The 13,195-nt window shown below is 66.9% G+C and carries 13 protein-coding genes; 7 read left to right on the plus strand and 6 right to left on the minus strand.

From position 1 onward, the window contains the following. Positions 1-19 precede the first annotated feature (19 nt). The gene (locus tag GQS65_RS18440) at positions 20-931 is read right to left on the minus strand and encodes an ABC transporter ATP-binding protein (protein WP_158206092.1); all 912 of its coding nucleotides are present in this window, start codon (positions 929-931) and stop codon (positions 20-22) included. A gap of 126 nt (positions 932-1,057) precedes the next feature. Continuing rightward, positions 1,058-3,859 (minus strand): DNA-directed DNA polymerase, encoded by a 2,802-nt coding sequence (locus GQS65_RS18445; protein WP_158206093.1) that lies wholly within the window; start codon positions 3,857-3,859, stop codon positions 1,058-1,060. 202 nt (positions 3,860-4,061) lie between these two features. Between GQS65_RS18445 and GQS65_RS18450 the strand changes: the two genes are divergently transcribed. The 3 genes from GQS65_RS18450 to GQS65_RS18460 are packed head-to-tail and all read left to right on the plus strand — an operon-like array spanning position 4,062 to position 5,078. After that, the gene (locus GQS65_RS18450) at positions 4,062-4,247 is read left to right on the plus strand and encodes a DUF7331 family protein (protein ID WP_158206094.1); all 186 of its coding nucleotides are present in this window, start codon (positions 4,062-4,064) and stop codon (positions 4,245-4,247) included. Between the two features lie 35 nt (positions 4,248-4,282). Continuing rightward, positions 4,283-4,618, plus strand: coding sequence for a DUF7322 domain-containing protein (locus tag GQS65_RS18455; RefSeq protein WP_158206095.1), 336 nt, complete (start codon positions 4,283-4,285; stop codon positions 4,616-4,618). A gap of 25 nt (positions 4,619-4,643) precedes the next feature. Then, a complete protein-coding gene (locus tag GQS65_RS18460) occupies positions 4,644-5,078 on the plus strand; it encodes a DUF7346 family protein (RefSeq protein ID WP_158206096.1) in 435 nt (144 codons plus the stop codon). Between the two features lie 11 nt (positions 5,079-5,089). Here the strand turns inward: GQS65_RS18460 and rad50 are convergent, their stop codons facing one another. The 4 genes from rad50 to GQS65_RS18480 all read right to left on the minus strand — a co-directional run bounded on the left by rad50 (position 5,090) and on the right by GQS65_RS18480 (position 9,727). Beyond that, complete coding sequence (rad50, locus tag GQS65_RS18465; RefSeq protein ID WP_158206097.1) at positions 5,090-7,759, minus strand: DNA double-strand break repair ATPase Rad50; 2,670 nt, start codon at positions 7,757-7,759, stop codon at positions 5,090-5,092. Then, the gene (gene mre11, locus GQS65_RS18470) at positions 7,759-9,093 is read right to left on the minus strand and encodes a DNA double-strand break repair protein Mre11 (protein ID WP_158206098.1); all 1,335 of its coding nucleotides are present in this window, start codon (positions 9,091-9,093) and stop codon (positions 7,759-7,761) included. Before mre11 ends, rad50 begins: the two co-directional genes overlap by 1 nt. Position 9,094: 1 nt before the next feature. Then, entirely contained in the window at positions 9,095-9,391 is a 297-nt protein-coding gene (locus GQS65_RS18475; RefSeq protein ID WP_158206099.1) for a hypothetical protein, read from the minus strand. A gap of 66 nt (positions 9,392-9,457) precedes the next feature. Next, positions 9,458-9,727 carry a winged helix-turn-helix domain-containing protein gene (locus GQS65_RS18480; RefSeq protein WP_158206100.1) on the minus strand — a complete coding sequence of 90 codons (270 nt, stop codon included), beginning with the start codon at positions 9,725-9,727 and terminating at the stop codon, positions 9,458-9,460. 161 nt (positions 9,728-9,888) lie between these two features. On the opposite strand from GQS65_RS18480, the gene pan1 reads away from it, so the two are divergent. From pan1 to GQS65_RS18500, 4 genes are all read left to right on the plus strand, one after another. Next, positions 9,889-11,106, plus strand: a complete 1,218-nt coding sequence (pan1, locus tag GQS65_RS18485; RefSeq protein ID WP_158206101.1) for a proteasome-activating nucleotidase Pan1 — start codon at positions 9,889-9,891, stop codon at positions 11,104-11,106. Between the two features lie 239 nt (positions 11,107-11,345). Further along, complete coding sequence (locus GQS65_RS18490) at positions 11,346-11,771, plus strand: DUF7541 family protein (protein WP_158206102.1); 426 nt, start codon at positions 11,346-11,348, stop codon at positions 11,769-11,771. Positions 11,772-11,813: 42 nt separating this feature from the next. Then, the gene (locus GQS65_RS18495) at positions 11,814-12,257 is read left to right on the plus strand and encodes a DUF6684 family protein (protein ID WP_158206103.1); all 444 of its coding nucleotides are present in this window, start codon (positions 11,814-11,816) and stop codon (positions 12,255-12,257) included. Positions 12,258-12,347: 90 nt separating this feature from the next. Continuing rightward, on the plus strand, positions 12,348-13,195 hold an 848-nt coding region (locus tag GQS65_RS18500), incomplete at its 3' end, for a cbb3-type cytochrome c oxidase subunit I (protein ID WP_394351462.1).

Here is a 13,195-nt window from a genome sequence, read left to right on the forward strand (position 1 = left end):
GGTTAGGTCTCAAGACGGTTCAAGCTGTCTCGTACACTTCTTCACGGACCCAGTCGTACCCCTTGTCCTCGAGCTGCTCGGCGAGTTCCGAGCCGCCGCTCTTGACGACTTTCCCGTCGAGCATGATGTGGACGTGGTCCGGCTCGACGTAGTCGAGGATACGCTGGTAGTGGGTGATCTGCAGGATGCCGGTGCCGACCTCGTCGCGCAGGGCGTTGATGCCCGTCGCCACGTCCTGCAGGCGGTCGATGTCCAGGCCCGAGTCGATCTCGTCGAGCACCGCGATGGAGGGTTCGAGGATGGCGGCCTGGAGCACCTCGTTCTGCTTCTTCTCGCCGCCGGAGAAGCCGGCGTTGAGGTAGCGCTGGGCGAAGCGCTCGTCCATGTCCAGCTGCTCCATCTTCTCGGCGAGCAGCTGCTGGAACTCGGCGACACCGACCTCGCCCTCGTCGACGTTCCCCTCCATCGGGGAGGTGTCGTAGCCGACCTCTTCTTCTTCGTCGTCGGCCTCGTCGTCGTCCTCGAACAGCTCTTCTCGCTCTTCGAGCTTCGCGTTCAGGGCGGTGCGAAGGAAGTTCACCATCGTGACGCCCTCGATCTCTGCGGGGTACTGGAACGCGAGGAACACGCCGAGTGCGGCGCGCTCGTTCGGTTCGAGGTCCAGCAGGTTCCACGTGCGCTTGTCCTCGGGGATGTCGAAGTCCTCGCCGAAGTCGTCGGCTTCGAGGTGGATGAACACTTCACCCTGCGTCACTTCGTAGGCTGGGTGGCCGGCGATGACCTTCGCCGTCGTGGACTTGCCCGACCCGTTCGGTCCCATGAGCGCGTGAATCTCGCCCGTGTTGACTTCGAGGTTCACGCCCTTCAGAATCTGCTCTCCGCCGTCTTCAGCGACCTCTGCGTGGAGGTCTTTTATCTCTAATCGAGCCATAATGAGAACACCTTATCTCCTGAGTCGTCGTCCGCGCGTGCGGGGGATAATGGTTTCGTATTCGCCCGATTCCAGTTCAGGGAACGAAAACGAATCTTTCCGTATGTGAAAGCGTGTCGGGGGAGACTATCCGAAACTGCCCAGTCCCATCTGTGTCTGTCCCGACTTCACCTCGTCCCAGGAGACGCCGACGGCTTCGAGGATACGCTCGATGGGACCCTGGAGCGTCTTGTCGAGCATCACGTCCCAGTCCACCTCGAACTCCTCGGGGAGTTGGTCGGCGAACTCGATGCAGATGACGTCCTCTTTCTGCCGGAACTCCCGGTAGATGGGGTTCGAACGGGTCGAGAGGTCACGCTCGTGTTCGATACGCTCGTAGAAGTCGTTGTGGACCCGGCCGAGGTAGAGGCGCTTGGGTTTCGACCCGCGGGCGAAGTTGGTCCCCAACAGGAGGTTGGCGTACTTCGCGCCACGGATGTGGGCGGTGTCGGTGTCGTAGTCGTCGAGTCGCTTCCCGATGCCGCCGGGGATGCCCACCTCCTCGACGCTGATGTCGCCGTTCTCGAAGCGCTGGATGGTGTCGTGGACGTAGTCCTTGACGCCCTCGACGTCGCCCTCCTTGACGATCATCTCCAGCACCTGCTGTTGGACCTCCTTCGTGATGGGCGCGATATCCGAGCGCTTGTACTCGAAGCCCGTGATGTCGATGTCGTCGACGTCCTTCCCCTCCTTCCAGACGATGTGGCCGGCGTAGCGTTTCTTCTTGCCCGCTTGGAAGAACCGGCGATAGAGCTTCTCGAACTCGATCTGGAAGCGGTGCTCGTCGGCGTTCATCTCCGCCGCGAGGTCGTCGTACGCGGCGTTGATGCGCTCTTCGAGGTCGAACGACTGCTCGATGGCCGCCTCCTTCGAGACGCCCTCGCCGAGTTCGAGCATGATGGAGTCGGTGTCGCCGTACGCGACCTCGTACCCCATCTCCTGGACGGTCTGGTCGGTGAACTCGATGACTTTCCGGCCCGTCGCCGTCACCGCCGCGCCCATGTCCTTGTCGTAGAGGCGGAACCGGTCCCACCCCAGCACGCCGTACAGCGAGTTCATGATGACCTTCACCGCGCCCTGCTGGCGGTCGAACGTCTCGTAGGCGTCGCTGCCGGCCTCGTTCTCGTCGCGTAGGCGCTTCTTCTCGTCACGCTCGGCGAGCAGTTCGGTCACCATCTCCCGGATGATGCCGTCCGGTTCCTTCCGGAAGTGCATCCCGTTGGGCGCGACGAACGTGTCCCCGTCGAACGTCTCGGGGTCGACCTTCGTCTCCGGGGAGGCGTTGATAGTCACCATGCACATCGGGTACAGCGACTTCAGGTCGAGGACGGACACCATCTCCTTGACGCCCGTGATGGGGTCGAACACCGCGCCACCCTCGTAGTCCTCCGACTCCACCGCGCCCTTCGAGGGCAGTGCGAACTCGCCGTGGACCTTGTGGAGGATGTACATGTCCACTGCGTCGCCGGGCGTCGTCGCGTCCTCCAGTTTCGCACCGACGAAGGTGGCGACCTCCTCCCAGAACGGGACGATGTTCTGCTTGCGGTCGAGTTCGACACACAGCTCCACGTCGCGCAGGTTGTACTCCAGCAGTCGTCCGGGGTCCTGCTCCCACAGGTCACCGATGTCGCCCGCGTAGCGCTCCTTGCCGACGCCCAGTTCTGCCTCGCCGACGGCGTCGAGTCGGTAGCTGTCGAGTTCGCTGATCTTGATGCGCTTGTAGGCGTACAGCAGGTCGAACGCGACACGGCCCTTGATGTTCGGCCCCTGCCAGTCCGAACGCCACACCTCGTTCACCCGCGAGAGGCGGTTCGAGTCGAGGTCGTCGGGCGCGTCCGGCCCGTCCGAGAGCACGTCGATGCGGTCGAGCAGGTACGGGGCGTCGAAGTCGGTGAAGTTCCACCCCGTCAGCACGTCCGGGTCCGTCTCGTCGACGTAGTCGAGGAACGCGTTCAGCATCGCTTCCTCGGTGTCGAACCGGCGCACGTCCACCTCGGGGCCCTCTCGCAGCGGGTCGTAGTCGGGGAGCGTGTCCGGGCCGGACTCGCCGTCGGGCGCTTCGTAGAGCCAGACGACGTACTCGTCGTGGTAGTTGTCGTGACTGGTGAGACAGACGATGCGCTCCTCGCCCTCCTCGGGGAACCCGTTCCGGTCGTCCACCTCGATGTCGAACGTGTTCACCCGGAGGTCGGCTTCGACGTCCACCGCACGGAGTTCCTGGTGTGGGACGTCGATGACGTCGTCGTCGTTCCGACGGGCCGGGACGCGGACACCGCTCGTGACGTCCTTGTCGATGAGCAGGCGGTTCGGGAACAGGATGTCCGCCTCGTAGTGGTCGAACCGGTCACGCAGCTGTCCGACGTCGCGTGGGGTCTGACCGGTCACCTTCACGAGCGTCTCGCCACGGATGGACTCGTAGGTGACGACCTCCTGAGCCTCGTCGCCCGAGAGTTCGGGGACGAGGTCGCCCCGCGTCTCGACGCCCGTGATGCGCTCTTCCATCAGGCGGTCGTCGGTGAACTGCGTCGACAGCAGCGGTTCGTCACCGTCCTCCTCAGCACCGTCTCCGCCGCCCGCGCGTTCGAGGTCCGCCAGCGGCGTGTAGAAGTACGGCGGGAACTCCCGGACGCGAACGTGTTCGGTCTCGTTGTCGCTCGTCCGACCGAACACGTGGAGGACCGGGTGTTCCTCGCGGCCCGCGCCCTCGATGGTGTAGTCGACCTGCGTGACCGCGAGTTCGACGCTCCCGTCGGGGTCGGGATATCGGTAGTCGGAGGTGTCGACGACCTCCGGCGCGAGACCGCCCCCGTCGCCCGCGACGGCCTCCGCCTCGGCCTCGGGACGCGGCGTGTCGCCGTCGGAGAAGTCGGCGAGCCCACTCTGTTTCATGTTGTCCGAGGTTCGAGTCCTCCGGTAAAAACCCCCGCGGTCGGCGAGAGCCACCCGCCACCACCTCCCGACGGCGGACCGACCCGTCCCCGCCGTCGAGACCGCCCGCCACCGACGACGACGACACCACCTCGTCGGTAGTGGCGACCGTTGCTCGGTACACAACGCATTTACCGTGTCACGGCGTAGCAAGGGAGCGACAATGGTCGACGGAGATGTCACGTCGGAGTCGAGTACAGAGTCGGCCGAGTCCACCGTGACCGCCGAAGACGCGATCGCCACCACCGAATCGTACGAGACCGACGGCGGGTGGGTCCTCTTCGACGGGGAGAACCCGCTGGCGTGGATACAGTCGGCGGTCACCGTCCGACTGGACGACGCGACATAGGGACGCTTTTTCCACCGCCGCCCGTACCGTCCACCGTGATAGACCCCTTCGAGGAGGACCGGCAGGACGACCCCTGGCCCGACGAACCCGAGGAGTTCGACCCGGACAGCCTCGCGCCGTCGGTAGACGTCCCGGAGGCCCCGGGGACGCCGGAGTTCTCGGAGTCGGACGTCGACGACGACCTCTTCCGGGCGTTCTGGGGGGCGGTCGTCATGCTCAACGTCGCGTTGCTGGGGCTGAGCCTCGGCCCGATGTTCCTCTACTTCTGGGGCGACCTGCGTCTCGGCGGCGGTACGACGCTCATCGGCCTGGTCTCGGCCGTCTTCGCCTACCGCTTCTACGCCGGCTACCAGCGTGACCGACAGGACTAACGAGCGACCGACGGTACGGGGAGTCATGCGGACGGTCCACGACGACGACGGCCAGCGCTATCTCCTGGTCAAACGGTCGAGCGAGTCGTCGCTCGTCCGACACCCCGAGACCGGCGAGGAGCGCTACGTCCCGAACGACCGCCTCACCGTCGACGACTCGACGGACCCGCTCTCGCTCGCCGCGGGAGCCGTCTCGGGGCCGGTTCGGCGCGTCCTCTCGGCGTGTCGTGACGACCGGGCGCTCGGTCTCCTGCTCGAACTCGACCGGCGTGGACCCGTCCCGGCCCGCGCGTTACTGGAGTACGACCTCTGTGAGAGCGACGTGCTCGGCCTCGTGGGCGAGTTCCGGGCGGCGGGGCTGGTCGTGGAGGCGGCCGCCGCGGGCGAACGCGGCTACGACCTCACGGACGACGCACGGGAGGCGCTCGCCGTGTTGCGAGCGGGTCGGGGCGACCGGTGACGTCGCCGCGCTCAGTCCGCCAGCACCGACACCAGTTCGTTCTCGCGTTCGACCGTCGAGCGGTTCGAGGTGGGATCTTTCTCGACGTGGATGAGGTCGTCGGCCGCCCCCACGAGTTCCTCGTCGTGGCTGACGACGACGATCTGTTCGACGCCCACGTCGCGCATCGACTCGACGAGTTCGACCAGTTTCGAGACGTGTCCCGAGTCGAGAAACACCGTCGGCTCGTCGAGGATGAGCGGCGGCATCGGTGCGGCCCCCTCGATGCCCTCCGCGAGCAGGCGGTAGATGGCACAGCGCAGCGAGAGGTTGAACAGCGCGCGCTCGCCCCCCGACAGCTGTTCGGGGTCGAGCGGTTCGCCGTCCTTCTGGTAGACCGTCAGCGAGTAGTCGCCGTCCAGTTCGATGCGGGCGTAGGAATCGTTCTGGTAGACCAGGTCGAACGTCTCGTTGAGCAGCGACTCGAGTTTGTCGACGTTGCGCTGTCGTAACTCGGCACGCAGGCCGGCGTACATCTCCTGTAGCTCCTCGGTCTCCTCGTAGAGCGTGTCGAGGCGCTCGACGGTCGCTTCGAGGGCGTCGCGCCGCTCGCGCAGGTCGTCGAGTGCGGCCAGTTCGTTCCGGACGGCTCCGACGTCGCCCTGAAGGTCGTCACGCTGCTCGCGGAGCGTTGGGAGCGCGTCGTCGGCCCACTCGACGTACTCCTCGGCACCGTCGCGGTTCGTCCGGGCCTTCTCGATGGCCGCTTCGTCGAACGCCTCTGCCAACTCCTCGCGCTGGTCGCGCACCTCGCGGAGTCGCTCGCGGCGTTCGTCGTTCATCGAGTCGAGTTTCTCGCGGTCCTCGCGGAGCCGTTCGCGTTCGGCCTCGGCGTCGGCGAGTCGTTCGACGGCGTCGGCGAGCGCGTCGAGTCGCTCACGAGCCGTCTTGACCGTCTGCCGTTCGGCGTTCACCTCGGCGACGACTTCGCGGCAGTCGTCGGCCGCGGCGGCGGCCTCGCCCGCTTCCTCGCGTTTCTCCGCGGCGTCGGCCTCGAACTCGTCGGCCTGCTCGCGCAGTCGTTCGGCACGCTCGCGCTTCTCGGTGACGTCCTCGGCCGCGCTCTCGACGAGTGCGCGCTGGTCGGTCTGCTTCGATTCGAGGGACGCGAGGTCGGTCGCCAGCGCGACCAGTTCCTCGGCGGTCTCGAGCCTCGCTTCGGCCTCCTCGCGGGCCTCTCTCGCGTCGGCCAGTTCGGCTTCGAGTTCCTCGACGCGGTCGCGCCGGTCCGCGATGGCCTCGACGTGTGGCGAGTCCTCGACCGGCTGACCACACTCGGGGCACTTCCCCTCGTCGCGGAGGCGTTCGGCCTCGGTGAGCGAGTCGCGGGCGGTGCCGAGTTCGGTGTCGAGCGACGTGACCCGGTCGCGGGCCTCGCGTGCCCGTTCGGCCGTCCGCTCGCGGTACTCCTCGACGGTGTCGCGGTCACAGGGCGCTTGCTCGAACCGGGCGCGTTTCTCGGCGATGTCGGCGTCGCGCTCCTCGATGGTCTCGCGTCGCTCCTCGACGCGGTCGGCGCGGTCGGTCGCTTCCGCGTCGGCCGTCTCGGCCTCCGTCCGCGCTTCGTCCGCCCGTTCGTCGAGGGCGTCCGCTTCGTCACGGAGGCGTTCGGCGCGGTTCGAGTGGTTCTGTGCTTCGATACGCTGTGCTTCGAGGCGGTCCCGGAGTTCGTCGTCACGGTCTTCGAGCACGTCGAGACGCTCGTCGATGGCCGACGGGTCCGCCGCGTCGAGGTCGCTCGCCGCCAGCAACTCCTCGCGCTCCTCCCGAGCGTCGTCGGCCGTCTCGCGGAGCTCCGAGAGCCGGTCGCCGTGTTCCTGTCGCTCGCGCTGCGCCTCGGCGATACGCTCCCGAAGCTCCTCGATAGTCTCGGCGAGATCGTCGAGGCGCTCGCGGCGTTCGGTGGCCTCGTCGAGACGGCGCTGTTCGTGGTCGCGGGTCTTGACGGCCTGCTCGCGGCGCTCTTCGACCTCCTCGATCTTCTCGTTCTTCCGGTCGCGCTCCGTCCGAAGCCGGTTCAGTCGGCCGTGGAGGTCCGCCTCTTCCTTCTCGGCGACCTCGCGGCGCTTGTCGTCGAGCAACTCCCGCTTGGCGTCACGGACGCGCCCGACACCGCGGCGGGCCATGCTGGCCCGCTCGCGGTACTCCTCCAGCGTGCCGAGCTGGAGGAGGTCGTCGATCATGTCCTGCCGGTCGCCCGGCGAGGCGTTGATGAGCTTGTTGACCTCGCCCTGCCGGACGTAGGCGCAGTTGACGAACGCCTCGGCGTCCATCCGGAGCAGGTCCTCGACGAACCCGCGGACGTCCCGCGCACCCTCGACGGACCCCTGGGGCGTCTCCAGAACGCACGTCGCGGTCTGGGCACGCTCGGCGGTGGAGCGCACGCGGCGTTCGAGGTGGTAGCGTTCGCCGCCGTGGACGAACCAGAGTTCGACGGTGGCGTCCTCGGCACCGATAGTGACCACCTCGTCGAGCGTCGTGTCGAGGGCCGTCGCGCCGTAGAGCGCGAAGAAGCAGGCTTCGAGCAGCGAGGACTTCCCGCTGCCGTTCAGCCCGAAGATGACCGTCACGCCGTCGTCGAGGTCGACGTCGGCGTCGGCGTAGCACTTGAAGTTCTCCAGGCGGACGCGCTCGAAGCGCATCAGTAGTCACCCCACGTCGACTGCCCGTCGCCGTCGGCCTCTACCGTCGCCTCCTCCGGTGGCGTCTCGGAGGGGACCGAGTCGTCGGTCCGTCCGTCCTCGTCCGAGGCGTCGTCATCGTCGGGAGTATCCTCGTCGGGAGCATCCTCGTCTGGGACGTCGTCGGTCGTCCCGTCGGCCGCCGTCTCGTCCGCTACCGCGGGGTCGGTGTCCTCGGCCGATGGCCCGGCCCGTGTGAACGCGTCGGCCTCGTCGACGATGTCGCGGACCCGCGATTCGACCTCGTCGGCGACGTTCGAGTCGGCGACCTTGCTCGCGCGGATGGTCTCGTCGATGTCGCGGGCGGCGCTGCTGAGACCCAGTTCGCGGACCCGCTCGCGGACCGCCTCGTCGGGGTCGGCGAACGACACCTCGTACTCGGTGGTCGTCTCGAACTCCCGGCGGTCGGTGACGCGGGCGACGAGCGCACCACGCTCGTCGAGGGCCGATTCGACCTCCGCAGGGGCGATACGCTCGCCCTCGCCGTCGACCGAGACGACGACGACACAGCCCTCGACGTCGTACTGGCTGGCCTGTTCGCGGACGCGCTCGACACCCTCGTCGGGAGCCAACTCCACGTCGACGAAGACGAACTCGCGAGTGTCGATGCCGCGCCGCGAGATGCTCACGTCGTCGTCGAACTCGACGATGTTGTAGCCGCGGTCCTCGCGTTCGTCGGCGCTCGCCCGCTCGGTCGACCCGCAGTACGTGACCCACGTGTCCGCGACCTGCGCACGGTCGGCCTTGTGGTTGTCACCGAGCAGGAGCGCGCCGAACTCGACCGGCGATCCTTCGAGTATCTCGCGGGCGTCCCAGTCGCCGTAGTCGAACGGCTGGAACAGGCCGTGCGTGACGAGTGCGGCGTGGTCGACGTCGTGGCTCTCGAACTCGTACTCGAGGGCGTCACGTCGGGAGCGGGGGACGAAGTCGAGCCCGTAGAACGCCGTGTTCCCGACGACGTGTGGCGAGGCGTCGAGACGGACCGCGAGGCCGAGCGACTCGAAGAGGTCGAGCCACTGGGCGTCGCGTTTCGCCTCGTGGTTCCCGACGACGGCGAGGAAGGGGACGTCGGCGGCCGCGAGGTCCCGGAGTACGTCGAGCGTACCGAGGATGTCCGTCAGGCTCGGGCGGCGGTCGTGGAAGAGGTCGCCGGCGTGGACGACGGCGTCGACGTCGTCGTCGATGGCGTCCCGGAGGACACGCCGAAACGCGTCGAGGAAGTCCTGGCGACGCTCGGGCCGGTGGTACTGCTGGTACCCGATGTGGGTGTCGCCCGTGTGGATGACCCGCGTCATATCAGTCTGGCACGTCTTTCGGTCCCGGCGATAAATCCGTTACGTGACCGGGGCGGAACTGATGACCGGCCCCCCGGCAGGCCTCGCGGTACCGGTCGAAGGCCAGCAACAGGCCACGACCCTCCCCGGTTCGGTCGACCACTCGACGCAGTCGGGCGAGGCCCCCGGACTCGACGAAGCTGGCCGCGGCGTCGAGGTCGCTTCTGGCGTGGTCGGCGGTCGTGAGAATCGCCTCGTCGCTCGGCGGACCGTCGGCGAGGCCGGCGAGCGCGTGCTTCACGGCGACAGGGTCGGACACGGGGACGGTGGGTCGGTCTGGCTGAAAAAGGCTCGGACGGGACCGGCCGCCCGGAGCGACGCCCGACTACTCGACGGTCGGCGACTGGTCGGTCAGCGAGTAGACCCGTTTCCGCGCGTCGGTGAACGAGACGCGTGCCTCGACGACGTCGGCCTCCTCCAACCGGCCGATAGCGTAGCGGACCGTTCGAGTCGGCAGCAGCGTCGCTTCCGCGAGCTGCCGTTGCGTGTGTGACCCGTCGTACTCCAGCACTTTGGCGACGAGTTTCGCGCTCGGCGGCAGGTCACGCAACGCGGCCTCCCTGTCACACGCCGTCTGCTGCTCGCAGGTGCTCATACTCGCCACGTGGACATGCATTTAGATAATAGTTCCTACTTGGAAATTACCACGGAACATTGACCTCTCGTGGGTCGATTCGGGAGCGGTGAGGCGTGACCGGCCGCTCGGCGGCATCTCGAACCGAAACCTCTTATGAACGCACGTGATAGATAGCCCCAATGACCGACACTGTTGACGACGTCGACATGCCGTACGAAGACGACGCGTCACAGAACGACAAAATCGACTCCCTCCAGGAGCGTCTGGAGGTGCTCGAACGGCAGAACGAGGAGATGCGCGACAAACTTCTCGACGCGAACGCGGAGAACAACAAGTTCCAGCAGAAGCTAGAGCGACTGACCCACGAGAACAAGAAGCTCAAGCAGTCCCCGCTGTTCGTCGCCACCGTCCAGGAGATCACCGACGAGGGCGTCATCATCAAACAGCACGGGAACAACCAGGAGGCGCTCACCGACGTGACGCCCGAGATGCGCGACGACCTCGAACCCGACGCGCGCGTCGCGGTGAACAACTCTCTCTCCATCGTCAAGCGTCTCGACAACGAGACGGACGTCCGCGCTCGCGTGATGCAGGTCGAGCGCAAACCCGAGGTCTCCTACGCCGACATCGGCGGCATCGACGAACAGATCGACGAGGTCCGCGAGACCGTCGAGATGCCGCTGACCAGCCCCGAGATGTTCGACGAGGTCGGCATCGAACCGCCGAGCGGCGTCCTGCTGTACGGCCCGCCCGGCACGGGGAAGACGATGCTGGCGAAGGCCGTCGCCAACCAGACCGACGCGACGTTCATCAAGATGGCCGGCTCCGAACTCGTCCACAAGTTCATCGGCGAGGGGGCGAAACTCGTTCGGGACCTCTTCGAACTCGCCCGCCAGCACGAGCCCGCGGTCATCTTCATCGACGAGATCGACGCCATCGCCTCGAAGCGGACGGACTCGAAGACCTCCGGCGACGCCGAGGTCCAGCGCACCATGATGCAGTTGCTCGCCGAGATGGACGGCTTCGACGACCGAGGGCAGATCTCCATCATCGCCGCCACGAACCGTTTCGACATGCTCGACCGCGCCATCCTCCGGCCCGGTCGGTTCGACCGCCTCATCGAGGTCCCCGTCCCGAGCGCCGAGGGCCGCGAACGCATCTTCCAGATCCACACGCGCTCGATGCAGGTCGACGACAGCGTCGACTTCGCGGACCTCGCGGAGGTCACCGACGAGGCCAGCGGTGCGGACATCAAGGCCATCTGTACGGAGGCCGGGATGTTCGCCATCCGCGACGACCGGACGACCGTCGAGGTGCAGGACTTCGAGGACGCCTGGGAGAAGATCCAGCAGGGCGACGACAGCGACGGCGAGGAAGTCTCCCGGACCTTCGCCTGAACTCGAAACCGCGCGCGGTTTCGCCGCGCATCTCGCGCTCTGCGAACTGCGAACCGACCGGGGACTCTCCGTTCCGGTGACGTCGATTTCTCGCCCTTCTCGTGTCCGCCAGGACGACGTCGCGTGAGTCGCGCGGCTTCGTTTCACTCGGCACGCTCCCGGCCACCGTGCCACGACCCGCAGACGGCACCACACGACGGTTCCGATGTACCTTTGAGTCGCCACCACCTTGGCCCAGTATGGACGAACAACCCGGCGTGAGCGACGAATACCGGCTGTCGAGTCCGTGGCCGATGTTCGTCGCGCTCGGCCTCGCGCTCTCCGAGGTGGGTATCGTCATCAACCTCCTCCCCATCTCCGTCGGTGGTCTGGTGCTGTTCGTCGGCAGCGTCGCCGGCATCGTGCAGGACGCCGGCTACGTCGCCCGGCCGTGGCCGCTGCTCGGTGCGCTCGGCGGGACGCTCGTGGTGCTCGGTGCGGTGCTGGTCCTGACGCAGTCGCCCGCCTCGCCGAGCGGCGTCCTCGACACGGTCGGGTCGGCGATGGCCGCCGACGCCAGTGCGAACGTCCAGCGGGGCCTCTCCGTCGTCGTCGCCGGGACGCTGGCACTGCTCGGGAGCGCCGCTGGTACGGTCACTGGTCGGCGAAGCATCGAGGCCGCGTAGGGAATCAACAACCTATTTACTGCGCTCGGCGAAGCAGAAGACATGGCACCGGACGTGTTCGACCGGGAGACGATGCTCGACCTCTCGGTCAACGTTATCCCGCTGTTTATCATCCTGTTCTTCGTCGTCGTGTTCGCGGTCATCAGTCCGTTCGGCTACGCGCTGGTCCCGACGACGATTCAGATGGCACTGCTCATCGTCCCGTTCGTCGGCCTGGCCATCCTCACCTACTACTCGGGGAAGGCCATCGCCCAGTCCGAGGCGGAACTCGAAGCCCGCGAGCGTGCGGTCGCTGGCGCGAGCGAGGTCGAAAGCTCCGACGAGGAGACCGAGTCGGTGACCGGCGAGGAGACTCGCGCGCTCGAAGACCCGGCGGTCGACGACGACGCCGACACCGAGGCGGAGACCGACACCGAGGACGCCGACGCGGACCCCGAGACGACGGCCGACGACGCCGACGACGGGACCGAAGAGTCGGCGAACTGAGTCGACGAACGAACCGGAACGAATTCGGCCGCCTGCGTGCGGTCGGAACGCGAACACAACCTTTCTAATCCCCCAGTTCCGAATGTGGATATGGAAATTTCAGGAGCGTTGCTCCCTGCGACGCCAGCGCAGGGAGCGGGTATCGGCACGTCGGGCCAGTTGGCACTGACGGCCCTGATGGGGGTGTTCCTCGTGGCCGTCTTCGTCCTGCTGACCCGCGCCGAGGACTGGCGGACGTACACGCCGCTCGCCGGAGGCGGCTACGGCGGCGAGTCGGGGAACGTCGTCCGTCACAAACCCGAGGGACTCACCCGCTGGCTGACGACCGTCGACCACAAGGACATCGGGATGCTGTACGGCCTCTACGCCATCGTGGCGTTCATCTGGGGCGGTCTGGCCGTGCTCCTGATGCGGACCGAACTGTTCACCGCGGAGATGGACGCACTCGCCGCCGTCGCCGGGTCGCAGGCCGCGGGGAACGCGCTCTACAACGGACTCCTGACGAGCCACGGCATCACGATGCTGTTCCTCTTCGGGACGCCCATCATCGCCGCATTCTCGAACTACTTCGTCCCGCTGCTCATCGGTGCGGACGACATGGCGTTCCCACGTATCAACGCCATCGCGTTCTGGCTCCTCCCGCCGGGCGCACTGCTCGTCTGGGCCGGCTTCTTCCTGCCCGGTATCGACCCGGCACAGACCTCCTGGACGATGTACACGCCGCTGTCGGTCGAACAGGTCGGCTTCGGTGCGGACCTGATGCTCCTCGGCCTGCACCTCACCGGTGTCTCGGCGACCATGGGGGCTATCAACTTCATCGCCACCATCTTCACCGAACGCGGCGACTCCGTCAACTGGGCGAACCTGGACATCTTCTCGTGGACCATCCTCACCCAGTCGGGACTCATCCTGTTCGCGTTCCCGCTGCTCGGGAGCGC

This window comes from Halomarina oriensis (assembly GCF_009791395.1).
GTDB lineage: Archaea > Halobacteriota > Halobacteria > Halobacteriales > Haloarculaceae > Halomarina > Halomarina oriensis.

Excerpts from the sequence above, each read along its gene's own strand:
- GQS65_RS18440 (WP_158206092.1), bottom strand. The coding sequence starts at position 931 with ATGGCTCGATTAGAGATAAAAGACCTCCACGCAGAGGTCGCTGAAGAC.
- GQS65_RS18450 (WP_158206094.1), top strand. The coding sequence starts at position 4,062 with ATGGTCGACGGAGATGTCACGTCGGAGTCGAGTACAGAGTCGGCCGAG.
- mre11 (WP_158206098.1), bottom strand. The coding sequence starts at position 9,093 with ATGACGCGGGTCATCCACACGGGCGACACCCACATCGGGTACCAGCAG.
- GQS65_RS18445 (WP_158206093.1), bottom strand. The coding sequence starts at position 3,859 with ATGAAACAGAGTGGGCTCGCCGACTTCTCCGACGGCGACACGCCGCGT.
- rad50 (WP_158206097.1), bottom strand. The coding sequence starts at position 7,759 with ATGCGCTTCGAGCGCGTCCGCCTGGAGAACTTCAAGTGCTACGCCGAC.
- GQS65_RS18460 (WP_158206096.1), top strand. The coding sequence starts at position 4,644 with ATGCGGACGGTCCACGACGACGACGGCCAGCGCTATCTCCTGGTCAAA.
- pan1 (WP_158206101.1), top strand. The coding sequence starts at position 9,889 with ATGACCGACACTGTTGACGACGTCGACATGCCGTACGAAGACGACGCG.
- GQS65_RS18480 (WP_158206100.1), bottom strand. The coding sequence starts at position 9,727 with ATGAGCACCTGCGAGCAGCAGACGGCGTGTGACAGGGAGGCCGCGTTG.
- GQS65_RS18495 (WP_158206103.1), top strand. The coding sequence starts at position 11,814 with ATGGCACCGGACGTGTTCGACCGGGAGACGATGCTCGACCTCTCGGTC.
- GQS65_RS18490 (WP_158206102.1), top strand. The coding sequence starts at position 11,346 with ATGGACGAACAACCCGGCGTGAGCGACGAATACCGGCTGTCGAGTCCG.